This window comes from Kosakonia sp. R1.Fl (assembly GCF_023516815.1).
Classification (GTDB): domain Bacteria; phylum Pseudomonadota; class Gammaproteobacteria; order Enterobacterales; family Enterobacteriaceae; genus Kosakonia.
In genome coordinates, this window is sequence record NZ_JAMGSQ010000001.1 from 3,099,890 (window position 1) to 3,125,144 (window position 25,255).

Below are 25,255 nucleotides of genomic sequence, written 5' to 3' on the forward strand. Positions count from 1 at the left end.
AACGTGCCAGCAGATAATGCTGAAAAAAAGGCCAGCGGTGGAAAATCTGACGAGAGGGAACCAGGCTTATCTCTGCCTGCCGTCAGGCAGGTAAGGATAATCCAATTCGCTTTGCGCGAAGCTTACGGGAGCATAGCTATGACTGATATTGTGCAGTTACTTGGCAAAGACGCCGACAGCCTTCTGCAACACCGTTGTATGACCATCCCCGCTGACCAGCTCTATCTGCCAGGACACGATTATGTTGATCGCGTAATGGTCGACAATAACCGTCCGCCTGCGGTGCTGCGAAATATGCAGACGCTGTATAACCACGGGCGGCTGGCGGGCACAGGCTATCTGTCTATTTTGCCGGTCGACCAGGGCATTGAGCACTCGGCGGGCGCGTCGTTTGCCGCCAACCCGCTCTACTTCGATCCGAAGAACATTGTCGAGCTGGCGATTGAAGCCGGTTGTAACTGCGTGGCATCCACTTACGGCGTGCTGGCCTCGGTTTCGCGCCGCTATGCGCACCGCATTCCCTTCCTGGTAAAACTGAACCACAACGAAACGCTCAGCTACCCTACCGAATATGACCAGACGTTGTACGCCAGCGTCGAGCAGGCGTTCAATATGGGCGCGGTCGCCGTCGGGGCGACGATCTATTTCGGCTCGCTGGAGTCCCGCCGCCAGATTGAGGAGATCTCCGCCGCCTTTGAACGCGCGCATGAACTTGGCATGGTCACCGTATTGTGGGCATACCTGCGTAATTCGGCGTTCAAGAAAGATGGCGTTGATTATCACGTTTCCGCCGATTTAACCGGCCAGGCGAACCACATTGCCGCCACCATTGGCGCGGATATTGTGAAGCAGAAAATGGCGGAAAATAACGGCGGCTACAAAGCAGTGAATTTCGGTTACACCGACGAGCGCGTTTACAGCAAGCTGACCAGCGACAACCCGATTGATCTGGTGCGTTATCAACTGGCGAACTGCTACATGGGCCGGGCCGGGCTGATTAACTCCGGCGGCGCGGCGGGCGGCGATACCGATCTCGGCGACGCCGTTCGTACGGCGGTTATCAACAAACGCGCGGGCGGCATGGGGCTGATCCTTGGTCGTAAAGCGTTTAAGAAAACCATGGCCGACGGCGTGAAGCTGATTAACGCCGTGCAGGATGTCTATCTTGACGAGAAAGTGACCATCGCCTGATGCGTCAGTTACCCTCCCTGCGGGGAGGGTAAACTAAAAACGCCATTTCATTTCTGCTCAATTCCCTTCCCGATCGTTATCACATTTCCATAACCTTTTGTGAAAAACGTCACGCACCGTCGTGCGCATGCCCAAAAAATGGCGGCCGCTTAGCGGAAATTGTCCGAGGATGCGGTGTATTTTTGTGCATATATTTGCTTGTGAAACGGCTTTTCAAAAAACACCAAGGATCTGTAATGAAAATTGAATCTGTCAATGTCACCGTCTTTCAGCATCCCACGCGCCGCGTTTCCGACAGCGCCGGGCACTCGCATCCGGGGCCGGAAACGCAGGCCAAAATGGCGATGCTGACGATCACCGCAGACGATGGCAGCAAAGGCTATTCCTTCGCGCCGCCGGAAGTGGTGCGCTCGTTTGTGCTCAACGCTTTTTTCCGCAAAGTGATGGTCGGGCAGGATCCGTTTAACCGCGAGCGCATCTGGCAGGATCTGGTGCACTGGCAGCGCGGCAGTGCACATCAGTTAACCGAGCGCGCATTGTCGTTTGTTGAACAAGCGCTGTGGGATCTGATTGGCCGCAAACTCAATATGCCGGTGTACAAGCTGCTTGGCGGCTACCGTGACAAAGTGCCCGCTTACGGCAGTACCATGTGCGGCGACGAACTGGAAGGCGGGCTTTCGACGCCGGAAGAGTACGCCGCTTTCGCGGAAAAACTGGTGGCGCGCGGCTACAAAGCCATCAAGTTACACACCTGGATGCCGCCGGTGAAATTCGCGCCGAACCCGAAAATGGACGTCAAAGCCTGCGCGGCGGTGCGTGAGGCGGTCGGCCCGGATATCGACCTGATGATTGACGGCTACCACTGGTACAGCCGCACCGAAGCGCTCTATATCGGCAAAGAGCTGGAAAAACTCAACTTCGCCTGGTTCGAAGAGCCGATGGAAGAAGAGAGCATGTCCTCTTACGCGTGGCTGGCGGAAAATCTGTCGATTCCAGTTATCGGCCCGGAAAGCCTCGGCGGGAAACACCACAGCCGCGCGGACTGGATAAAAGCGGGCGCCTGCGACATTCTGCGCGCCGGCGCCAACGGCGTAGGCGGCATTTCGCCAACGCTGAAAGTGGCGAACCTGGCGGAGTCGTTCGGCATGGATTGTGAAGTGCATGGCAACGGTGCGGCGAGCCTGGCGGTGATTGGCGCAATCCGCAACTGCCGCTGGTACGAGCGGGGTTTGCTGCACCCGTTCCTCGATTATGACCAACCGGCGGCGTACTTAAACAGCATCGTCGACCCGATGGATGAAGAGGGTTTTGTTCATCTGCCGCAGCGACCAGGGCTCGGCGAAGACATCAATTTTGCGTATATCGAAGCCAATACCGTCAGCCACGACTGACAGATAACAATAAATGCCCGGAGGCAATGACGTTCGGGCTACATAAGCCGATTTCCGGCAAAACGTACTCTACAAACGGTATGCACAGATGAAAAAAACTTCCCTCGCGGGAGCGTGTTTACTCGCGCTCTCGCTGATGATGGGGAGCGGCGCGGCGTTGGCGAAAACGCCGCCCGATCAGCTCATCATCGGCATGAACATGAACAACCTGCTGACCCTCGATCCGGCGGCGATGACCGGCAACGAAGTGGTCGGCATTGTGGTCAATCTCTACGATTCGCTGGTGGAGCTCGATGCTAATGAACTCACCAACGTCAAACCGGCGCTGGCAGAGTCCTGGGATATCAGCCCGGACGGCAAAACGCTCACCTTCCACCTGCGCAACAACGTCAAGTTTCACTCCGGCAACCCGCTGACCGCGCAGGATGTGGTGTGGTCGATGCGCCGCCTGCTGCATTTGAATCTGGCGCAGGCGTCGGTGTGGAAATCCTACGGTTTTAGCAAAAAGAATATCGACCAGCAGGTGAGCGCACCGGACGACAACACCGTGCAAATCACACTACCTAAGCCTAACGATCCGCAACTGGTTATCTACTCGCTGGGCGCGCTTGGCAATCTCGGCGTGCTGGACAGCAAAACCGTGCAAAGCCATGAAGTGAATGGTGACTGGGGCAACCGCTGGCTGACCACCAACGAAGCGGGTTCCGGTCCGTTTACGCTGGAAACCTGGCAGGCGAAAGATGTGCTGCGCATGAAGCGCAACCCGGATTACTGGCGTGAGGAACCCAAACTGAGCCGCGTGGTGCTGCGCCATTTCCAGGAGTCGCAAACCCTGCGCCTGATGCTGGCGAAAGGCGATCTGGATATTGCCAACAACATGGCGGTATCGGATATCAACGCGCTGCGTAAAGACCCTGATGTGACGGTTGAAGCGGTGCAAAAGGGCACGGTTTATTACGTGGCGATGAGTATGAAAGAGCCGCATTTCGCCAACCCGAAAGTGCGCGAAGCGGTGCGTTATCTGATTGATTACCAGGGGATTAATAAAGCGCTGATGCCGGGCTACGGCGTGCTGCACCAGCGGCCGATCAAAGCGGGAATGCCCTCCACGCTGCCCGATCCCGGCTACCGGCTGGACATTCCGCGTGCGAAAAAATTGTTAGCGGAAGCGGGTTACCCGCAGGGTTTTGACACCACGCTACGCGTACTGGCTGACCAGCCGTTTCTCAATATCGCCATTGCCGTGCAGTCAACGCTGATGCAGGCCGGAATCAACGCCAAAATCGTCACCGGCACCGGCAACCAGATTTATGGCGCGATGCGTGAGCGTAAATTCGAGATGCTGGTGGGGCGCGGCGGCAGCGGTGTGGAGCCGCATCCGCACTCGAGTCTGCGCGCGCTGGTCTATAACCCGGATAACAGCGACGACGCCCGGCTGACCAACTTCCAGGGCTGGCGCACCAGTTTCTACGATAAACCGCTTAACGAGATGATCGACAACGCGTTGCTGGAGCGCGACCCGGAAAAACAGAAAGCGGATTATCAGCAAATTCAGCTGCGCTATGACCAACTGATCCCGGCGCTGATCCCACTCTCGCAAATGGTGGATTCGGTGGTGGTGCGTAATGAAGTGAAAAACTTCCAGTCGCACCCGTCAGCCACCACATTCCTGCGCGATGTGTACAAAGTGCCCGCCACCGGAGGAGAGAAAGGATGAGTTCGTTACTGCTTGCGCCTGGCTCACGCACCAGACGCCTTTCAAAACGGTTAACTCAGGTGGCGGTGACGCTGTTTGGCTTGCTGCTGCTGACCTTCTTTATTGGCCGCGTGATGCCTATCGATCCGGTGCTGGCGATTGTTGGCCCGGATGCGGATCACAGCACCTATCAGCAGGTTTATCAGCAACTGGGGTTTGATAAGTCGCTGTTGACCCAGTTCGGCATTTACCTGAACAACCTCTTGCACGGCAATCTCGGCAACGCGTTGCTGACCGGCAAACCGGTGCTGGACGATATTGTGCGCGTCTTCCCGGCGACGCTTGAGCTGGCGACGATGGCGATCATCGTTGGCGCCGGGCTGGGCATTCCGCTGGGGGTGCTGGCAGCGGCACGCCGTAACAGCGTGTCCGATTATGTGGTGCGCATTATCAGCCTTGCCGGTTACTCGACACCGATTTTCTGGGTTGGCATGATGGGGTTGCTGCTGTTCTACGCCTGGCTTGGCTGGGTCGGTGGTGCCGGTCGGCTGGATCTGGGGCTGGATGGCGTAGTGCCGCGTCGCACCGGGCTTATCACCGTGGATGCGCTGCTGGCAGGCAACGGCGCGGTGTTCTGGAATGCGCTTAATCATCTGGTGCTGCCCGCCTCGCTGCTCGGTTTCCACTCGCTGGCGTATATCAGTCGCATGACGCGCAGCTTTATGCTGGCGCAACTGTCGCAGGAGTTCATCATCACCGCGCGGGTGAAAGGGCTGACGGAACGCCAGGTCATCTGGAATCACGCGTTTCGCAATATCCTCGTGCAACTGTTAACGGTGGTGGCGCTGGCTTACGGTTCGCTACTGGAAGGGGCGGTGCTGATCGAGACTGTCTTTTCGTGGCCGGGCTTTGGTTCCTACCTTACCGGCAGTTTATTACTGGGAGATATGAATGCGGTTATGGGCTGCGTACTGCTGGTCGGCGTGATTTTCGTGCTGCTCAATCTGCTCTCCGACATGCTTTACCAACTCTTTGATCCGAGGACGAAATCATGACGGTCTCTTTTGATTCGCCGATCTCTTCGGCAAGCCGCGAGCGCAGCCTGCGCATCAAACGCGGCGTTGGGCGTGCGGCAGGTTTTATCGGCAAAATGGCGCGCAACCCGCTCACGGCAATCGGTGGCAGCATCATATTGCTGCTGCTGGTGGTGGCGATTTTCGCACCGCTTATCGCACCTTATAACCCGCTGGTTCAGGATCTGGAAAATGCCCTGAGCGCGCCGAATGCCGCGCACTGGTTTGGTACCGATGAGTTTGGTCGCGATATCTTCAGCCGCCTGGTTTACGGCTCGCGCATCACGCTTTACATCGTGCTGCTGGTGTCCGTCACTGTTGGCCCACTGGGATTGCTGCTTGGCGTCAGCGCCGGGTACTTTGGCGGCAAGGTCGATATGGTGCTGATGCGTGTGACCGACATCTTTATCTCGTTTCCAAGCCTGGTGCTGGCGCTGGCGTTTGTCGCGGCGCTTGGGCCGGGGCTTGAACATGTGGTGATCGCCATTACGCTCACCGCCTGGCCACCGATAGCGCGTCTGGCGCGCGCGGAAACCCTCTCATTGCGCCAGGCCGATTTTATCTCTGCCGTGCGCTTGCAGGGGGCGTCGCCGGTGCGTGTGCTGTGGCGTCATATTGTGCCGCTGTGCCTGCCGTCGGTGATTATCCGCATCACTATGAATATGGCGGGGATCATCCTGACCGCCGCGGGGCTGGGCTTTTTAGGCCTGGGCGCGCAGCCACCGGAGCCGGAGTGGGGCGCGATGATCTCAAGCGGGCGCACCTACATGATGGAGTGCTGGTGGGTAGTAACCATTCCAGGGCTGGCGATCTTGATCAACAGCCTGGCCTTTAATTTCCTGGGAGACGGCTTACGTGACATCCTCGATCCTCGCAGCGAATAATTCGCCGCTACTCGATGTGCGCAACCTGCATGTCGATTTTATCAACGGGCACGCGGTAACCCATGCGGTGCGCGGCGTCTCCTTCAGTCTTGGTCAGGAGAAACTGGCGATTGTCGGTGAGTCTGGCTCAGGGAAATCCACCGTCGGGCGCGCCTTGCTGCGCCTGCACCCGGCGAAAGCGCGCATTCAGGCAGATTGTATGCAGTTTGGTGACGTTGATCTGCTGAACATCAGCGAAGCGCAGATGCGCCAGGTACGCGGCAAGCGTATTTCGATGATTATGCAGGATCCGAAATATTCGCTGAACCCGGTGGTTTGCGTGGGCGATCAGATTGCCGAAGCCTGGCTGACGCACCATCCAGGCAAGAAAGCCGAGGCGAAAGCAAAAGTGCTGGAGATGCTTGATGTGGTGCGCATCCGCCAGCCGGAGCGTGTTTATCACCTCTATCCGCACGAGATTTCCGGCGGGCAGGGGCAGCGCATCATGATTGCTATGATGCTGATCACCGACCCGGAACTGGTGATCGCCGATGAACCCACTTCGGCGCTGGATGTTTCGGTACGTTTGCAGGTGCTGGGTTTGCTGGATGACTTAGTGAAATCGCGCGGGTTGGGGCTGATTTTTATCAGCCACGACATCAACCTGGTGCGCAGTTTCTGTGACCGCGTACTGGTGATGTACGCCGGACGAGTGGTGGAGTCGATTGCCGCGCAAGATCTCGATAACGCGCAGCACCCCTACACGCAGGGGCTGATTCACTCCCTGCCGGAAATCCATAACCGTCGCCCGGTGTTGCCGGTATTGCAGCGCCAGGCCAGTTGGCTCGGCGAATAAGGAGAGCAAAATGATCAACGTGAAAAACCTTCACCTCGCGTTTGGTGAAGGGGAGAAGCGCAATCAGGTGCTGGAGGATGTCAGTTTCAGCGTGCGGCCGGGTGAAATTTACGGGCTGGTGGGGGAGTCCGGCTCCGGCAAAACCACGGTGCTGAAATGCTTGGCCGGGTTGTTTACCCACTGGGAAGGTGAGTTAGCAATCAACGACCAGCCGCTGGAAAAGCGCCTTAGCCCGGCGCGCTGTCGGCTGGTGCAGATGGTGTTTCAGGATCCTTACGGTTCGCTGCACCCGCGCCACACCATTGGCGACATTCTGGAAGAGCCGCTGCAAATTCACGGCATTAACGACCGCGATCGGCGCATCAACACGCTGCTGGATAAAGTAGGGTTAAACCGTGCTTTTCGTGACCGTTATCCGCATCAGCTCTCCGGCGGCCAGCGTCAGCGTGTGGCTATCGCCCGGGCGCTGATTCTGGAGCCGCGCGTATTGCTGCTCGATGAACCGACCTCGGCGCTGGATGTCTCGGTGCAGGCGGAAATCCTCAACTTGCTGGCGGCGCTGCATCAGGAGTCTCAACTCACCTACCTGATGGTGACGCACGATCTTGGCGTGATCGCCCATTTGTGCCAGAAAGTGGCGGTGATGCAGCACGGTAAAATCCTCGAGACATTAACCGTCGATGCGCTGGTGAGCGGCGCGGCGCAAACGGATTATACGCGGATGCTGGTTAACGCCAGCCAGCAATATAGCCGCGAGATGGCGCGCGAGGTGGCGGCGTATTAAGTTTGTGGGATTCATTGGCGCTGCTTTAGTATTGTGGAATGGTTCCGTTCACTATCAGAACGGCTCTCACAATAAACCGTATAGCGGTGAACGGGACAAGGGGAACACTGCGTTCCCCTTGTCAATCTCCGCGGCCCCGCAGGAAATCGGTGCTGCGCACTGCACTCACCTCCCGCGTGCCTGCCTGCGGTCGGCTCGACTCAAGATTACTCGTCCCATCCCTGGGACTCGCCCCTTCGGGGCCAGCGCTAGCGCTGTTCAAAATTGCTCCCGGCAATTTTGTCCTGTCTCGATTCGCCTCTGGCCGCCATCCATGGCGTCCAGACCTTGTCATTCACGCTCCGGTTCGCCGATTTCAGCGTGGACTCAACCCCATCGCTGTTAGATTCGCGACAATAAATAACGGCTTATGGCGCAATGATCCATAGATGGGATAAGGGGAGCGCGGCAGCTCCTCTTATCCCGTTCACGGTAGGTGAAGTTTCAGAAACCGCAGAACGCCTGGTGAACGGAACCATTCCATTCATGCGGCATGTCGCATCGATTGCCGGTGGCGCTTGTACTCACCGGGCTTGATTATTGGCTTCCAACACCCGCGCAGCGTTACGGTGCGTTAACGCAATAACGGGCAATCCGGCGGCAAGCGGCATTGCAACGCATTCGGCACCACTTCAATGCGAAACTGCTCGCCGCGCAGCGGTTCGCCATCGAGATTAAAGGTCATTTCATGTGGGGCATTGATCTCAAACCACGCTGATTTCCCGTCGACAATATGCGGGTTATCTTCCGGCTGTGTCAGGGTGGTAAACAGCGCGGGAAGCAGTTCATCACCGGTGAAAATCCGTAGCTGTAATAAGCCGTCATTGATCAGCGCTTGCGGGCAGAGTTGCTGTCCGCCGCCCGCCTGGCGGCCATTACCGATGCCGATCACCAGCGCGTCGCCCTGCCAGTGAAAATCCTCACCACTTATTTCGCAGCGATCTGCTTTCAGCATATCCATGCGCATCAGACCGTGAATCAAATAGGAGACGCCACCGAGCGCGGCTTTGAGTTTTTCCGGCGTTTCGCTGGTAATACGCGTCCCAAAACCGCCGGTCGCCATATTGATAAAGCAGGTTTTATCGTTCACGCGGGCGATATCAATCGGCGCCGCTTTACCGACAATCGCCAGTTGCAAGGCTTTATCCAGCGCTTCCGGGATGCCTGCGCTGGTGGCGAAATCATTGGCGGTGCCGAGCGGCAAAATGCCCAGCGCCGGGCTTGTTTCGCTTTTGCGGTTCACCAGCGCGGTCGCCACTTCATTGATGGTGCCATCGCCGCCACCGGCAATCACCGTGGCAACGCCGAGCCGTTGAGCCTCCTCGACATAGCGCACCGCGTCGCCTTTTTCCCAGGTAACGCGCACCTGAATATCCATGCCTTCGTCGCGCAATAGCGTTACCGCTTCGCGCAGGGCTTCGTCCCCGGCGCTTTTACCGTTGAGGATTAACAAACTTGTGGGAAATGCGCTCATTCTCTTCATCCTTATTGAATTCGATGAGAAAAGTGTATCTCAGGAGAGAAAAGTGGGGAGAAAAAGCAGAGAAAGGATGAAAAAAATCAGCCTGCGTAAGGGAGATTACGCAGGCTAAGGAGGTGGTTCCTGGTACAGCTAGCATTTATGGGTTATGTTTTTCAGCGAGAAGGATAATACCCGTATTAAACGGGGCGGTATGTGATCCGATTCTAAGATTTTTCGCGCCGAAAAAATAACCCTGCTCAATCACTTCGCGTGAGGATTACGTGTTGACTGACCGGTGAAATTACGCATTAACAGCGCATATTCCAGCGCCATATCCTGCGGAACCGGCAGCCAGACAGTATAACCGTCTCCCGGCGCCACCGGCATGGCTTCGCCTTTGGCGTTTTCCATATGCTCCAGCGTAAAGTTGACGTTGCCCTGCGGCGTCATCAGCTCCAGGCTGTCGCCAACGGAGAACTTGTTTTTCACCGCGACGGCCGCAAGGTCGCCTTTGCGCTCACCGGTGAATTCACCGACAAACTGCTGGCGTTCGGAAACGGAATAACCGTATTCATAATTCTGGTAGTCGTCATGGGTGTGACGGCGCAGGAACCCTTCGGTGTATCCACGGTGCGCCAGGCCTTCCAGCGTCTCCAGCAGCGAGGTGTCGAACGGCTTGCCCGCTGCGGCGTCGTCAATCGCTTTGCGATAAACCTGCGCAGTGCGCGCGCAGTAGTAGAAGGATTTAGTGCGGCCTTCAATCTTCAGAGAGTGCACCCCCATCTGCGTTAAACGTTCAACGTGCGCGATCGCCCGCAGATCTTTCGAGTTCATGATGTAAGTGCCGTGCTCGTCTTCGAAGGCGGTCATGTACTCGCCCGGACGCTGGGCTTCTTCAATCATGAAGACTTTATCGGTCGGCGCGCCGACGCCGAGTGTCGGTTCAATGTTTTGAACCGGGATCGGTTCATGCACGTGCACGATATTGCCGATAGCGTCTTCTTTGCCTTCCTGCACCTTATATTCCCAGCGACAGGCATTGGTACAGGTGCCCTGGTTCGGATCGCGTTTATTGATATACCCCGAGAGCAGGCAGCGGCCGGAATAAGCCATGCACAGCGCGCCGTGCACGAAGATTTCGATCTCCATCTCCGGCACCTGGGCGCGGATTTCGGCAATCTCTTCCAGCGACAGTTCGCGGGAGAGGATCACGCGGCTCAGCCCCATTTGTTGCCAGAACTTTACGGTCGCCCAGTTAACGGCGTTGGCCTGCACCGACAGATGGATCGGCATCTGCGGGAAGTTTTCCCGCACCAGCATGATTAAACCGGGATCGGACATAATCAGCGCGTCCGGCCCCATATCCACCACCGGTTTCAGATCGCGAATAAACGTTTTCAGCTTGGCGTTGTGCGGGGCAATGTTCACTACCACGTAAAACTGTTTACCCAGCGCGTGGGCTTCGTTAATGCCGATTTGCAGGTTTTCGTGGTTGAATTCGTTATTGCGCACGCGCAGCGAGTAACGCGGTTGGCCCGCGTAAACCGCGTCTGCGCCGTAGGCGAAAGCGTAACGCATATTTTTCAGCGTTCCCGCCGGGGAAAGGAGTTCCGGTTTAAACATGATGTTCTCGTTCTGATGACAGGTCAGATAGCCTCACCGAAGTGAGGCCGCAGGGGAGTTCCCCTAAATTTAGGGCGGGAATTGTAGCGCCGTGGGGCAGGGGAGTAAACCCGCGCGTTAGTTCACGCGCAGGTAGGTGCCATCGGCGCTGACGTTATGGCCGAAACCGCAGTTCGTCGCATCATCCGTTTTCATCTCCAGCGTGTTGAGATCCGCCGCCAGACTCAGCGAAATGGTGCATTGGGAAATACCTTCATCACGCAAAATGATGTCGCCTTTGCCGTTTTTCAGCGTCATTTTTTCGCTGAAATCACCCATATTCGGCCCGGAGTACAGCCCCATGATGCCGAAATAAAGACCGGACCAGTCCGCCTGCCAGCTCTCTTTACCCTGCGGTTTGAGCGTGAGCACTTCCCACTCGCTGCGCCCGGCATACTGCCAGTATTCACCCGCGGCGGAAGCCGGTTTTGGCAGCGCCTGCAGCTTGTCCTGAATACGCGCGAGGTTATATTTCGACTTTTCATCGTCCGGCATAATGGACAGCCACGCCTGTGCTTTACGGTATTCGCCCTGGCGGATCCAGGTAAGCGCGACGTTGTTGTAGGCGGTCGCTATCAACACATCATTCGGTTTATCTTTGCCTGATTCGCACTGCTCCAGCCATGCGGCCTGTTCTTCGAAAGCCTCGCGCGCTTTGGGGTAGTCTTTCGCTTTGTAATACTGATCGCCTTTTTTGGCGTAATCGGCGATTTTCGCGCAGTCTGCATCCATCTGTGCTTCGGTTAACTCTGCCTGGCAGTTGAACGCGGCAAAGAAGAGTGTCAGCGCACCGTAGTAGTATTTCCTCACTATCCCTTTCCTTTTATTGTTGTCAGGCCTGGCGGCTGACGAAACGATACTATGCCCCAGGCGGCAGCCATCATACAGAGGATTGCGCCGTTGTTCACGGAAGACGTATTCACTGGGGTTATACTTGACGACAGGCCGTGTCAGGCTGCTGTCGGGTCGCTGTCAGGTGCGGATCGTGTTGCTGTCTGCGGGGTTGGGTGACACTACAGGCCGGATTCATCAGGAGAAAGAGTATGAGCGATAACAAAGTAAAAACATTACGTCTGGCTCGGGCCTGGTCACAGGAACAACTGGCAGAGATGGCGGCGCTGAGCGTCAGAACCGTGCAGAGAATTGAAAATGGCGATCAGCCTTCTCTGGAAACACTCAGCGCACTGGCGGCGGTGTTTGGCGTCAGCGTCACCGAGCTTTCCGCGCAAAGCGAGGCGGGCGAAGAGGCGCTGGATAAACGCATTACTGCCGCGCGGGAACAGCTCGATGCCGAAAGCAGTTTCTGGCGCATGTTGATCACCGCCGTTGTCGTCTGCGTGCTGCTGTTTTTCCTCAACCGCAGCACCTCGCCGGAAAGCCACTGGTCATTGTGGGTGGCGGCGATTTGGGGCGGGCTAGTGGCGGTGAAAGGGCTGCGGATTTTTGTCTTCGCGAATCTGATTAGCCAGTGGCATAAGCAGCGTTTGCAGCGATTGCTGCGTAAATAACATGGATGAAGCGTGTCGGGCGCATGCGCCCGACATCTGGCTTACGCCAGTTTGCAGGCGTCGGCTTCCCAGCGGTAGCCGACACCGTAAACGGCGCGGATAAAGGATTGCTCCTCATCCAGCGCTTCAAGTTTGCGGCGCAGGTTTTTGATATGGCTGTCGATGGTGCGGTCCGTTACCACGCGGTAGTCGTCATACAGATGGTTAAGCAACTGCTCGCGGGAGAAGACTTTACCCGGCTCGCTGGAGAGGGTTTTCAGCAGGCGAAACTCAGCGGGCGTGAGATCCAGCAGCTTGTTGTGCCAGCTCGCCTGAAAACGCCCTTCATCGACAATCAGCGGGCTTTCCGCGTCCAGCCGCTCCAGCTCGCGCTGCGGTTTGCAACGGCGCAGAATGGTTTTCACGCGTGCCACCACTTCGCGCGGGCTGTACGGTTTGCAGATGTAATCATCTGCGCCAATCTCCAGCCCCAGCAAGCGGTCGATCTCTTCGATTTTCGCCGTCACCATAATAATGGGCACGTTAGAAAAACGGCGGATTTCCCGACATAACGTTAACCCGTCGGTACCGGGCAGCATCAAATCCAGCAGGATCAGATCCGGCGGCGTCTGGCGCACGTAAGAGAGCACCTGATCGCCGTGGTTAATCAGCGTTGGCGCGTAGCTTGCCGCGCGCAGATAGTCGAGCAGCAACTGCCCAAGCTTAGGCTCATCTTCAACAACCAGGATGCGTGGCGTGTTTTCATCGATCGGTAACTCAGTCATACATCTCTCGTTTTTTCGCGTTCAAGCGGTAGTTCAACTGTAATGCTAACCCCGCCGAATGGCGAGTGCGCCGCATGGATAGCGCCACCGTGCGCTTCCACAATATTCAAACAAATAGCCAGCCCCAGGCCGGAGCCGCCGCTGGCACGGTTACGCGAGCCTTCCGTGCGATAAAAGCGCTCGAAAAGCCGTTTGAGTTGCTCATCGCTGACGCCCGGTGCGCTGTCGGCAAAACGCATCACCAGCGTGTTATCGCGGGTCATGACCTGGATAAGCGTTTGCCCGCCCGCATCGGTGTAGCGCAGGCTGTTTTCAAGCAGGTTATTAAATAACTGCATCAGGCGATCGGGATCGCCAAACACCGTGGCGCTGGCGGGCACTTCAAGAGAAAGGGTCAGATTGCGGCTGGCGTAACGCTCGCGGAAAGCGCCTGCGGCGATCTCGACCAGCGACACCACATCCACCGGCGCTTTCTGGTAGGCCAGCGCCCCTTCATCGGACATCGACAACTGATGCAGGTCATTGACCAGCTTGGTGAGCGTGGCGACTTCTGCCTGCAGCGAGGCTACCGATTCCGGCGTGAACTGCCGTACACCATCCTGGATCGCCTCCAGTTCGCCGCGCAGCACCGCCAGTGGCGTGCGCAGTTCATGCGAGATATCCGCCATAAAATCACGCCGCATCTGCTGGTTGCGCTCCAGCGTGCTGGCGAGCTGGTTAAAGTCGCGCGCCAGCCAGCCAAGTTCATCCTGGCTTCCGGGATTGACACGGGTGGTGAAATCGCCGGAGGCAAGCCGGTGGGTGCCATCGACCAGACGTTTTACCGGCGCCAGTAAACCGCGCGCCAGCGGGAAAGTGGCCAGCGCGGCGAGCAGTGTGGCAAGGCCGACAATCAGCCAGCTGGTGCGCCGCTGCTGACGCTCAAAGTTGATATCGGTGTTGCGCGTCAGGCGCTCAATCGGCGAAGCGATAACCCAGCCGACGGTCGCGTTATTTACGACAATCGCCCGGCGTGTGCCGTCCTTTGGTACCGGTGAGCGCGGGCCGACCAGCACATTATTATCCTGATCGGCGACCCAGAATTTGGTGCGCCAGCCGTGCGGCGGCATATCCGGCGGTGGCGGGCCAGGCTCGCGTTCCATTTCGCCATCCGGACCAGGTCGCATGTCACGCTCCCCGCCGGGTTCCATGCCAGGCGGTGCGTTTCTGTCCATCTCGCGCGGCGGCTCGCCGGGGCCACCAGGTCTGTCTTCTTCACGATCGTTATCACGTTCGAATGAACGCAAAAGCTGAAAAATCACCCGGTCGTTGTTGCGCAGGAACTGCCAGCTTCCGTTCTGCGCATACTGCTCGGCCAGCGAGTCGCTCAGCATTTGCAGGCGCTGTTCGTTGCCGCGCTTAATGTAGTCAATAAAACCGTGCTCAAAGCTGAGACGCACCGCCCAGTGCATGGTGATCAGCAGAACAATGCAGGTGGCTAAAATCGCCAGAAACAGTTTGGCCGTAATACCCGGCCGCCAGAACTTCATGATTCTCTCCTGTTGCGACGGGCAATCACGACGTTCTGGCTGGCGTCATTCGGGACGCGGGCGAAGAGCAACGCCGGAAGTGAAATAATCACCGCCATGCTGAGATAGGTGTAAAGGAAAACATGGTGCGCCACGCCGCTGTCTGCGGACAGATGTTGCTGACCAAACAGGCCGAGCAGCAGCCCGGCGACAGTCACCCCGATACTCATCGATAGCTGCATGATCATTGACAGCAGGCTGTTGCCGCCGCTGGCCAGCTCATCGGGCAGATCTTTGAGCGTTAAGGTGTTCATGGAGGAGAAGCGCATTGAGTTGATCATCCCCTGGCAGAACAGCACCACCGGCAGCAGGTAATACCAGCCGAGCAGCGCTGTTGTCATAAACAGCAGGCTGATGGCGGCCAGGCCAAGCGTGGAGCAGACCAGCGCGCGGCGGTAACCGAAGCGGTTCACCACCTGCACCACGATGCGTTTCATTCCCATGCTGCCCAGCACCATCGGGATCATCATCAGCCCGGCGTGAAAGGGCGAAAACCCCAGGCCAATCTGCAAAAACACCGGCGTCATAAACGGCAACATACCGCTGCCGATGCGCCCGGCGAAACTCCCGGCCAGACCCAGCGAAAAAGAGGGTGTACGGAATAACCGCAGATTAAACAACGCGCCGTCGTTGCCCCTGGCATGCAGCAGATAAAAGAGCATCGCCGCCGCGCCCACTGCCACCAGCGCGCCGAGTTGCCACGACGTTAGCCCCAGTCCGCGATTGCCATCGAGCGCCAGCGTCAGCGTTGCCATGCCGCCCGCGAGCAGCACAAAACCCGCCATATCAAAGCGGCGGGTTTGCAGCGTGTAGTTGGGCATCAGGCTGAGGGTGGCGATCGCACCGAGAATGCCCACCGGCAGGTTAATCAGGAAAATCCAGTGCCAGGAGGCATATTCCACCAGGATACCGCCAAGCGCCGGGCCGAGCAGCGGGCCTACCTGCCCCGGTAGGGTGACAAAAGTCATCGCCGCCATGTACTGATCGCGCGGGACAATTTTCATCACCGTTAGCCTGCCGACCGGCACCATCATCGCGCCGCCGACACCTTGTAGCACGCGCGCCATGACTAACTGATCGAGTGTCGATGCCTGCGCGCAAAACAGTGAGCCGGTGGTAAACAGCACAATGGCGGCAAAAAAGATGTTCCGCACGCCAACCCTGTCAGCCAGCCAGCCGCTGGCGGGCAGCATCACCGCCACCGTCAGCACATAGGAGACCACCACCATATGCATGTGCAGCGGGCTCTCCCCGAGGCTTTTCGCCATCGAGGGGAGCGCCGTGTTAACAATGGTGGTATCCAGCGACTGCATAAAAAAGCCAAAGGCGACAATCCATAGCTGCCAGCGGATGTTTTTCGGTAGCTCATTCATTCACTAACTGGCTCTCTTTCGTGTCGGCTAAAGCGCATACGCAGGCGGTCGAAGAAGAGATAGACCACCGGCGTGGTGTACAGGGTGAGCAACTGGCTCATTACCAGCCCGCCCACAATCGTAATACCGAGCGGCTGGCGTAGCTCGGAGCCGTCGCCACCGGAGATCACTAATGGCAGCGCGCCAAACAGCGCCGCCAGCGTGGTCATCATTATCGGGCGAAAACGCAGCAGGCAGGCCTGGAAAATCGCCTCTTCAGCCGTGAGGTTCCCCTGGCGCTGCGCTTCAAGCGCGAAGTCGACCATCATTATCGCGTTTTTCTTTACAATCCCAATCAACAGCATAATGCCAATCAGCGCTATTAAACTGAACGGCGCACCGAAAAGCTCAAGCGCCAGCAGCGCGCCCACGCCCGCCGAGGGCAGGGTAGAGAGAATGGTCAGCGGGTGAACATAGCTCTCGTACAAAATCCCCAGCACAATGTAGACCGTCGCGATTGCCGCCAGGATCAGAATGACCTGTGAGTTCATCGTTTCCTGGAACACCTGCGCGGTGCCGGCAAAACTGCCGCGCACGCTGGAAGGCACGCCAAGCTGCGTCATCGCGCGGTTAATGGCGTCGCTGGCTTGCGATAACGAGGTACCTGTTGGCAGGTTAAAGGCAATGGTCGATGCCGCCGACAACCCCTGGTGATTCACCGACAGCGGCGCGTTGGCGGGCTGCCAGTGCGCGAAGTAGGAGAGCGGGATCGTTTTACCGTCACTGTTGATGACGTACATCTTATCCAGCGCGCTGACATCCTGGGTGTAGCGCGGGTCGACTTCCATCACCACTTTGTACTGGTTTAGCGGCTGGTAGATGGTGGAAATCTGTCGTTGACCGAAAGCATTATTTAACAGGCTGTTGGCCGCCTGGACGCTGATACCGAGCTGCGACATGGTTTCACGGTCGTACACCAGATTCATCTCTGCGCCGTTATCCTGCTGATCCGAGTTAACGTCCGCCAGTTCCGGCAGCGCGGCGAGGGCTTTGCGGATTTTGGGTTCCCATTCACGCAGGGCGCTGAGCGAGTCCGACAGTAAGGCGAACTGGTAGCTGGCATTGGCCTGACGTCCGCCAACGCGAATATCCTGCACGGCCATCAAAAACAGGCTCGCGCCCGGCTCTTTGGCCAGCTTGCCGCGCAGACGATCAATCACCTGTTGCGCGGTCTCTTTACGCACATCGCGGGATTTCAGCGTGATAAACATCATGCCGCTGTTAACGCGCGAGCCGCCGGTAAAACCGGTGACATTATCTACCGCGGGATCGTCACGGATGATCTTCATAAAGTCCTGCAATTTGCCGCGCATCGCCTGGAACGAAATGCTCTGATCGGCCTGAATGCCGCCCATCAGCACGCCGGTATCCTGCTCAGGGAAGAAGGTTTTCGGAATCGAAATATAGAGCCAGATATTGAGCGCGATGGTGCCAATTAACACTAACCCGACTAACCGCGCGTGGTTGAGCACCCATTTCAACGAACGCGCGTATTGCCGCTGTAGCGCCACCAGCAGACGGCCAAAGCCTTTTTCCCGGCTGCGCTCGCGCGGTTTATGCGCTTTTAACAACCAGCCGCACATCATCGGCGTTAGCGTCAGGGAAATAACCAGCGAAATACCAATTGCCACTGACAGCGTGACGGCGAATTCGCGCAGCAAACGTCCCGGAAGCCCCGCCATCAGCAGCAGCGGCAGGAATACGGCCACCAGCGAGATGCTCATCGATAGCACGGTAAAGCCCACTTCGCGGGTACCTTGCAGCGCCGCCTGCAACGGTTTCATTCCCGCTTCCAGATGGCGTGAGATATTTTCCAGCACCACAATCGCATCATCGACAACAAAACCGGTGGCAATGGTCAGCGCCATGAGCGACAGGTTATTCAGGCTAAAGCCGCATAAATACATGGCGGCAAACGTGCCGATAAGCGACACGGGGACGGCAACCGCCGGGATCAGCGTTGCGCGGCCTGAACGTAAAAACAGGAACACCACCAGGATCACCAGCGCCACCGAGATCACCAGCGTCTGTTCGACCTCGGCCAGCGACGCGCGAATGGTCGGCGAGCGATCCTGGGCGATTTGCAAATCGATCGCCGCAGGAATGGTTTGCTGCAGGCCGGGCAGACGCGCGCGAATACTGTCCACCGTCTGAATAATATTGGCTTCCGGCAGTTTACGGATCATCAGCAAAATGGCGGGCTTCGCATTGGTCATCCCGGCGTTGCGCACATCCTGCACCGAATCAGTGACCTTCGCGACATCGCTTAAGCGTACGGCGGAGCCGTTTTTGTAGTGAATGATTAACGGTTGGTATTCGGCGGCGGTTTTCAGCTCGTCGTTGGTTTGCACCTGCCAGCGTTGCGAGCCGTCTTCCACTGCGCCCTGCGGTTTGCGCACGTTGGCATTGCTGATTGCTGTGCGCACCGAATCCAGCGATACGCCCTGGTTAAACAGCGCCTGCGGGTTTAAATCCACACGCACGGCGGGCAGGGAACTGCCGCCAACATCGACATCGCCCACGCCGTCAATCTGCGAAATAGTTTGCGCCAGTTGCGTCGAGGCGAAGTCATACAACTGCCCCTGCGAATAGGTGTCTGACGTAAGCGTCAAAATCATGATCGGCGCAGCCGACGGATTCGCTTTACGATAGGTCGGGCGCGATGGCATGCCGCTTGGTAACAGGTTTTGCGCCGCGTTAATCGCCGCCTGCACATCGCGCGCCGCGCCGTTGATATCGCGGTCGAAATTAAACTCAAGAATAATGCGCGTGCTGCCCAGCGAACTGGATGAGGTCATTTCACTGACCCCGGCAATGCGCCCGAGTGAGCGCTCAAGCGGAGTGGCAACAGAGGAGGCCATGGTTTCCGGCGAGGCGCCCGGCAGTGAGGCGCTGACCATAATCACCGGAAAATCGACCTGCGGCAGCGGGGCGACCGGCAACAGCCGGAAGCCGAGAATGCCGCACAGCGTAATGGCGAGCGAAATCAAAATCGTCGCCACCGGGCGGTAAATGAAGAGGGCGAAAAACTTCACTTACGCCTCCTCTTCACGGCGCGGGAAACGCTTTTTCACCGCCAGCGACAGGCGATCGAATAACAGGTAAATCACCGGCGTCGTAAAGAGCGTCAGCACCTGGCTCACCAGCAAACCACCGACCATACCAATGCCCAGCGGACGGCGTAACTCTGCGCCGACGCCGGTACTCAGCATTAACGGTAGCGCACCAAGCAGCGCCGCCAGCGTGGTCATTAATATCGGGCGAAAACGCAGTAAACAGGCCTGGAAAATCGCATCGCGCGGCGACATGCCCTCTTCGCGTTCGGCTGCGAGGGCGAAGTCAATCATCATGATGGCGTTTTTCTTGACGATACCGATAAGCAAAATAATGCCAATGATGGCAATCACATCCAGTTCACTGCCTGAAACCATCAGCGCCAGCAGCGCGCCAACGCCAGCCGTTGGCAAAGTCGACAGGGTAGTGATGGGGTGAATAAAGCTCTCGTACAGCACGCCGAGTACGATATACATCGCCGCGACAGCCGCGACAATCAGCCAGATGGTGCTGCCAAGCGCCGCCTGGAACGCCAGTGTGCTGCCCTGGAACTGCGTGGTGATGTCTGTCGGGAAGTTGAGCGTTTTCTCGCTATCCAGCACGGCCTGCACCGCATCGCCGAGCGAATACCCCTCCGCCACGTTGAAGGAGATCGTCGTCGACGGGAATTGATCCAGATGGTTGATGCTCAGCGGTGCGTAGCGTTGCTCCACTTTCGCAATCGACGAGAGCGGCACGATGCCGCCATCGGTGCTGGTCAGGCGAATGTTGTCGAGCGCAGAAAGCCCCGGCGTTTGCGCCGTGTCGTGTTCCAGCACCACGCGATACTGGTTTGCCTGGGTGTAAATGGTGGAGATCAACCGCTGACCAAACGCGTTATAAAGGGCGTTATCCACATCCGCCATGTTGATGCCAAGACGGCTGGCACTGTCGCGATCGACATTCACGTAGGCCACCAGGCCTTTGTCCTGCCAGTCGCTGCTGACATCCGCCAACTGCGGCAGCGCCTGCAGTTTACTCACCAGTTGCGGCACCCAGGTACTGAGCGCATCTAACGAGTTGGCCTGCAAGGTAAACTGATATTGCGTGCGGCTGACGGTGGTATCGATGGTTAAATCCTGCGTCGGTTGTAGGTAGAGTGCCACGCCGGGCACTTTCGCCGCTGCCTGTTGCAGGCGCTCAATCACTGGCTGGACGCGATCGTCGCGCTCATCCAGCGGTTTCAGGTTGATTTGCAATCGGGCGCTGTTAAGCGATGGGTTGGTGCCATCAACGCCAACAAATGACGTCAGGCTTTCTACCGCCGGATCGCGCAGGATAATATCGGCCGCCTGGCGCTGGCGCTCTGCCATGCTGGCAAAGGACGCGGATTGCGGCGCTTGCAGGGTTCCCTGGATAATGCCGTTGTCCTGCACCGGGAAGAAACCTTTCGGAATGAATACCCATAACATGATCGACAAAAACAGGGTACCGACCGCCACGCTCAACGTCAGCCACGGGTGATTGAGCACTTTGCTCAGTAGCCTGCCGTAGGCCGCGATAACGCGCTCGAAGAAGCGCTCCGACGCGCGGGAAAAACGGTTCTGTTTGCGCAGGGATTCGGCGCTTAGCATGCGTGCGCACATCATCGGCGTCAGCGTCAGCGACACAATCGCGGAAATCAGAATCGCTATCGCCAGCGTGACGGCAAATTCGCGGAACAGGCGACCAACGATATCTCCCATAAACAGCAGCGGGATCAGGACCGCAATCAACGAGAAGGTCAGCGAGATAATGGTAAAACCGATCTCACCGGCCCCTTTCAGGGCGGCGGCCAGCGGTTTTTCGCCTTTTTCGATGTAGCGTGAGATGTTCTCGATTACCACAATGGCGTCGTCGACCACAAAGCCGGTGGCGATGGTCAACGCCATTAGCGTCAGGTTGTTGATGGAGAAACCGAGAAATACCATCGCCGCGAATGTCCCGACCAGCGACAGCGGCACCGCCACGCCCGGAATAATGGTCGCCGGAATATTGCGCAGAAAGACGTAGATAATCATCACCACCAGCGCGATCGCCAGCATCAGCTCGAACTGGGTGTCGTCAACCGACGCGCGAATGTTGTTGGTTCTGTCTGACAGCACTTTCACCGTCACCGATTTTGGCAGGCTTTCGGTTAACTGCGGTAGCAGCCTGCGGATGTTGTCGGCGGTGTCGATAATGTTCGCCCCCGGCTGGCGCTGGACGTTCATGACAATCGCTTGTTGCTTATTAGCCCATGCACCAAGCCAGCTATTTTCTGCGCCTTGTTCAACGGTCGCAATATCGCCAAGGCGGATCGGCGCGCCATTCTGATACGCGACAATCAACTGGCGATACTCTTCGGCAGACTGCATCTGATCGTTGGTGGAGAGCGTGACAGCGCGGGTTGGGCCGTCGAGGCTGCCTTTCGCCGAATTGACGTTAGCGTTACTGATGGCGGTGCGAATGGTTTCGCTGGTCAGCCCGAGAGCAGCAATCGCCTGGGCATTGAGTTTGACACGCACCGCCGGGCGCTGGCCGCCAGAGAGCGTCACCAGACCGACGCCGGAAACCTGCGAGATTTTCTGCGCGACGCGCGTTTCCACCATATCTTCCACCTGGGTCATGGGCATGGCGGAAGAGGTGACGGCGAGCGTCATAATCGGTGGGTCTGCCGGGTTAACTTTACTGTAGACCGGCGGGTTGGGCAGATCGGACGGTAGCAGGCTGTTAGCGGCATTCATCGCCGCCTGCACTTCCTGTTCGGCGACATCCAGCGGCAAACTGAGCTGGAACTGCAAGGTCACCACCGACGCGCCGCCGGAACTTTGCGACGACATCTGTTTTAAGCCGGACATCTGACCAAACTGGCGTTCCAGCGGCGCGGTGATCGCCGAAGTGACCACATCGGGGCTGGCGCCGGGGTAGAGCGTCACTACCTGAATGGTCGGGTAATCGACTTCGGGCAGCGCGGAAACGGGCAGAAAACGGTAGCCGATAATACCGGCAAGCAGGATCGCCACCATCAACAGCGTGGTGGCGACCGGACGCAAAATAAACAGACGGGAAGGGCCGCCCGTCCGGCCCGGCGGTAGCAACTGCATCAGGACTGCGCTCCTTTGGCCGGATGTTCACGCTTTGCCGGTACGGCATCGGCGTTTTTCGCATCCACGACTTCCACTTTCGCCCCTTCGGTCAGGCGGTCAATGCCGTCCGTCACCACGCGATCGCCCGCCGACAGACCGGCGGCAATTACCACTTTCTGGCTGTCCTGAATACCTGGCGTGACGGTGTGTTTGCTGACCTGATTTTTATCGTTCAGAACCCAGACGAAGTTGCCTTCGTTACCCATTTGCAGGGCAGCTGCCGGGATCACTACCGCGTCCTGCTGCGTGGCAACCAGCATGCGCGCGTTGACGAACTGGTTGGGGAACAGGGCATCGTCCTGGTTATCAAAGCGGGCTTTCAGTTTGATGGTGCCGGTGGTGGCGTCAATCTGATTATCGAGACTTAACAATGTGCCGCTGCTCAGCTTCTGTTTATTGGTACGATCCCAGGCTTCCACCACCAGTTGCTGACCTGCTTTTTGCGCCTGCACTACGGTTGCGATTTCGCTTTCCGGCAGGGTAAACACCAGATCGATGGGGTGGGTTTGCGTCAACACCACGATGCCGGTGGTGTCGCTGCTGCTGATTTGGTTGCCGATATCCACCTGTTTTAAACCCACTCGCCCGGAAATGGGGGCGGTGATGCGGCTCCAGTCCAGCTCTAACTGCGCGCTGGCTACAGCGGCTTCATCCGCTTTCACGGTGCCTTCCGATTCGGTGACCAGCGCCTGCTGGCTATCGAGATCCTGGCGTGAAACCAGGCTGGTTTTCGCCAGTTGCTGGTAGCGAGAAAGGTCACGGCGGGCGTTGGCGAGTGTGGCTTTATCTTTCGCCAACTGGCCCTGCGCTTGCGCCAGCGCCACTTTGAACTGGCTTGGGTCGATTTCCGCCAGCAGATCGCCGGCTTTTACTTGCTGGCCTTCCTGGAAATGGATCGCCATAAGCTGGCCCGAAACGCGGCTGCGCACGGTAACGGTATTAGCGGCGGTAATGGTGCCGAGCCCGGAGAGATAACGCGGTACGGCTTCGCGGGTTGCCGTTGCGGCCTGCACCGGCGGCAGCGCGCCGCCGCGCATACCGTGGCGACCACCGCCCGGCGCGCCCTGGCGCTGAGTCTGCCCGGTGGCGGTAGAAGAAGTCTCTTTATGTGCGAACTGGTACCAGGCTACGCCCGCTACCGCCATGACCACGGCCGCGACAAGCGTGCGGCGAAACGTAACACTGCCTTTCATCGTTATGGGAATCTCATCGGAAAACTAATGGCGAAATAATACTAGTTTAGTAACGGCATGCCCCGGAAAAATGGAGGAAAAATGAAACACTGTCTGGAAACGTATGGCAGGTAGGGTAATTTGCGTTAGGGGGATTTTAAAGGAGAAAATAATGCCGGGAGGGATCCTCCCGGCAAGATATTAACGAAACAGTGTCTGCGCCCAGCGTGCAAGTCCGGCGGTGACGGAGCCGAAATCATCGCCGCCCGCAATCGGGATCCCCGGCAGGGTTTGCGCCAGCGCTTTTTTAATCAGCGGTGAACGCGCGCTACCGCCGGTGAGATAAATCACTTCCGGCGTTTCCGCACTGTTTTCCAGCGCCAGTTGTACCTGTTCAAGGATGCGTTGCAGCGGTTGATTTAGCGCGCTTTCCAGACCTTCCTGGTCAATTGCCGCCGCGAGGTCATCGCTAATAAATGGCAAGGGAGCGGTAACCTGGGTGTCGTCGGAAAGGGCGATTTTGCTCTCTTCGGCGCTGCGCACTAACCGGTAGCTCAGACGCTGCCGCCATACTTTTACCAGCAGCGCCACTTTCTCCGCATCGCGGGCGTCGCGCAGGAGATCGTTAAGCAAGCGGCCATTGGCGGCGCTGTAAAACTCGGTCTGCGCGGGAACATCGTTAATTGCTACTGCATTCCACCAGGGCAGGATCGGCAGCGCGATGCCTTTTTCTGTCTGACCGCCCATGCCGAGCAGCGGCATCAGGCTTTTGAACGCCAGTGCAATGTCTAAATCGTTACCGCCAACGCGGCAACCGCTGTGCCCCAACAGACTGGCGGCGCGCTCTTGCTTGTCGCGCCATTGCGGCCCCATCAGCAACAATGAGCAGTCGGTCGTACCGCCGCCGATATCCACCACCAGCACCCGTTTTTCCGCACTCAGCGTGGCTTCAAAATCGAGCCCGGCGGCGACCGGTTCGAACTGGAACACCACATCACGGAACCCGGCGCGCTTCGCGGCACGCTCGAGGATGCCTTGCGCCTGCGCGTTGGCTTCATCACCGCCCAGCCCCTGGAAGTTGATCGGGCGGCCAATCACGGCCTGCTCAATACTTTCCGGCAGTTGCGTTTCTGCCTGCTGGCGAATATGCAGCATCATGGCGCAGACCAGATCTTCGAACAGGGCGATTTGCTGCGGTTTCAGGCCGCTGGCGCCCAGGAAGGATTTCGGTGATTTAACAAAGTACACCTCTTCCGGGTCGCTGACGTATTGACGCAATGAAGCCAGCCCGAACTGCACACTGGCGGCGCTAACCTCAATATCTTCCTCGCGGTTAAAGCTCATCGCCCGGCGCAACAGCGCCTGGGTTTCGCCGTCTGTCGCCGGAACCTGATGGTGGCGATAGAGCCACTCGCTGACCGCTTCACGCGTCGGTGCGCAGAGCATCGACGGGAGTAAGGTACTGTTATTTTCCATTTTCAGCAGTTGCGCTGCGCCGTCGCGCATCACCGCGACCGAGCAGTTTGCCGTACCGTAGTCAAAACCAACAAACACGTGTTTATCCCCATGCCAGTGAAGAAGGGGGGCGACTTTAGCCGAATGCGTGACGGGCGA

General features: G+C 57.8%; 18 protein-coding genes. 8 read left to right on the top strand and 10 right to left on the bottom strand.

Annotated features, from left to right (window positions below):
- Positions 1-138 precede the first annotated feature (138 nt).
- The 7 genes from fbaB to M8Q36_RS14550 all read left to right on the top strand — a co-directional run bounded on the left by fbaB (position 139) and on the right by M8Q36_RS14550 (position 7,854).
- The gene (fbaB, locus tag M8Q36_RS14520) at positions 139-1,191 is read left to right on the top strand and encodes a class I fructose-bisphosphate aldolase (RefSeq protein ID WP_131410601.1); all 1,053 of its coding nucleotides are present in this window, start codon (positions 139-141) and stop codon (positions 1,189-1,191) included.
- 236 nt (positions 1,192-1,427) lie between these two features.
- Positions 1,428-2,582, top strand: a complete 1,155-nt coding sequence (locus M8Q36_RS14525) for a mandelate racemase family protein (RefSeq protein ID WP_249881333.1) — start codon at positions 1,428-1,430, stop codon at positions 2,580-2,582.
- Positions 2,583-2,670: 88 nt separating this feature from the next.
- Positions 2,671-4,299, top strand: coding sequence for an ABC transporter substrate-binding protein (locus M8Q36_RS14530; protein WP_249881334.1), 1,629 nt, complete (start codon positions 2,671-2,673; stop codon positions 4,297-4,299).
- Positions 4,296-5,333, top strand: a complete 1,038-nt coding sequence (locus tag M8Q36_RS14535) for an ABC transporter permease (protein WP_249881335.1) — start codon at positions 4,296-4,298, stop codon at positions 5,331-5,333. Before M8Q36_RS14530 ends, M8Q36_RS14535 begins: the two co-directional genes overlap by 4 nt.
- Complete coding sequence (locus M8Q36_RS14540) at positions 5,330-6,235, top strand: ABC transporter permease (protein ID WP_249881336.1); 906 nt, start codon at positions 5,330-5,332, stop codon at positions 6,233-6,235. The genes M8Q36_RS14535 and M8Q36_RS14540 overlap by 4 nt, the downstream gene beginning before the upstream one ends.
- Entirely contained in the window at positions 6,207-7,070 is an 864-nt protein-coding gene (locus M8Q36_RS14545) for an ABC transporter ATP-binding protein (protein ID WP_249881337.1), read from the top strand. Before M8Q36_RS14540 ends, M8Q36_RS14545 begins: the two co-directional genes overlap by 29 nt.
- Before the next feature lie 10 nt (positions 7,071-7,080).
- Positions 7,081-7,854, top strand: a complete 774-nt coding sequence (locus M8Q36_RS14550) for an ABC transporter ATP-binding protein (RefSeq protein WP_249881338.1) — start codon at positions 7,081-7,083, stop codon at positions 7,852-7,854.
- 613 nt (positions 7,855-8,467) lie between these two features.
- Here the strand turns inward: M8Q36_RS14550 and yegS are convergent.
- The 3 genes from yegS to M8Q36_RS14565 all read right to left on the bottom strand — a co-directional run bounded on the left by yegS (position 8,468) and on the right by M8Q36_RS14565 (position 11,827).
- Positions 8,468-9,367 (bottom strand): lipid kinase YegS, encoded by a 900-nt coding sequence (yegS, locus tag M8Q36_RS14555; protein ID WP_249881339.1) that lies wholly within the window; start codon positions 9,365-9,367, stop codon positions 8,468-8,470.
- A gap of 249 nt (positions 9,368-9,616) precedes the next feature.
- On the bottom strand, positions 9,617-10,978 hold the full coding sequence (trhP, locus tag M8Q36_RS14560) for a prephenate-dependent tRNA uridine(34) hydroxylase TrhP (RefSeq protein ID WP_020454331.1): 1,362 nt from the start codon (positions 10,976-10,978) through the stop codon (positions 9,617-9,619).
- A gap of 117 nt (positions 10,979-11,095) precedes the next feature.
- On the bottom strand, positions 11,096-11,827 hold the full coding sequence (locus M8Q36_RS14565; RefSeq protein ID WP_249881340.1) for a tetratricopeptide repeat protein: 732 nt from the start codon (positions 11,825-11,827) through the stop codon (positions 11,096-11,098).
- A 233-nt stretch (positions 11,828-12,060) separates the two neighbouring features.
- Between M8Q36_RS14565 and M8Q36_RS14570 the strand changes: the two genes are divergently transcribed.
- Entirely contained in the window at positions 12,061-12,525 is a 465-nt protein-coding gene (locus tag M8Q36_RS14570) for a helix-turn-helix domain-containing protein (protein WP_249881341.1), read from the top strand.
- A 41-nt stretch (positions 12,526-12,566) separates the two neighbouring features.
- Here M8Q36_RS14570 and baeR read toward each other — a convergent pair whose 3' ends face one another.
- The 7 genes from baeR to yegD form a co-directional block, all read right to left on the bottom strand.
- Complete coding sequence (gene baeR / locus M8Q36_RS14575; RefSeq protein ID WP_017458511.1) at positions 12,567-13,289, bottom strand: envelope stress response regulator BaeR; 723 nt, start codon at positions 13,287-13,289, stop codon at positions 12,567-12,569.
- Positions 13,286-14,818: an envelope stress sensor histidine kinase BaeS gene (baeS, locus tag M8Q36_RS14580; protein WP_249881342.1), complete on the bottom strand. Its 1,533-nt coding sequence runs from the start codon at positions 14,816-14,818 to the stop codon at positions 13,286-13,288. Before baeS ends, baeR begins: the two co-directional genes overlap by 4 nt.
- Positions 14,815-16,230, bottom strand: a complete 1,416-nt coding sequence (locus M8Q36_RS14585; RefSeq protein WP_249881343.1) for an MFS transporter — start codon at positions 16,228-16,230, stop codon at positions 14,815-14,817. The genes baeS and M8Q36_RS14585 overlap by 4 nt, the downstream gene beginning before the upstream one ends.
- Positions 16,227-19,304: a multidrug efflux RND transporter permease subunit MdtC gene (mdtC, locus tag M8Q36_RS14590; protein WP_249881344.1), complete on the bottom strand. Its 3,078-nt coding sequence runs from the start codon at positions 19,302-19,304 to the stop codon at positions 16,227-16,229. Before mdtC ends, M8Q36_RS14585 begins: the two co-directional genes overlap by 4 nt.
- The gene (locus M8Q36_RS14595) at positions 19,305-22,427 is read right to left on the bottom strand and encodes an MdtB/MuxB family multidrug efflux RND transporter permease subunit (RefSeq protein WP_249881345.1); all 3,123 of its coding nucleotides are present in this window, start codon (positions 22,425-22,427) and stop codon (positions 19,305-19,307) included.
- Positions 22,427-23,662, bottom strand: a complete 1,236-nt coding sequence (locus M8Q36_RS14600) for an MdtA/MuxA family multidrug efflux RND transporter periplasmic adaptor subunit (RefSeq protein WP_160269521.1) — start codon at positions 23,660-23,662, stop codon at positions 22,427-22,429. Before M8Q36_RS14600 ends, M8Q36_RS14595 begins: the two co-directional genes overlap by 1 nt.
- A 180-nt stretch (positions 23,663-23,842) precedes the next feature.
- Positions 23,843-25,195 carry a molecular chaperone gene (gene yegD, locus M8Q36_RS14605; protein WP_249881346.1) on the bottom strand — a complete coding sequence of 451 codons (1,353 nt, stop codon included), beginning with the start codon at positions 25,193-25,195 and terminating at the stop codon, positions 23,843-23,845.
- Positions 25,196-25,255: the final 60 nt, after the last annotated feature.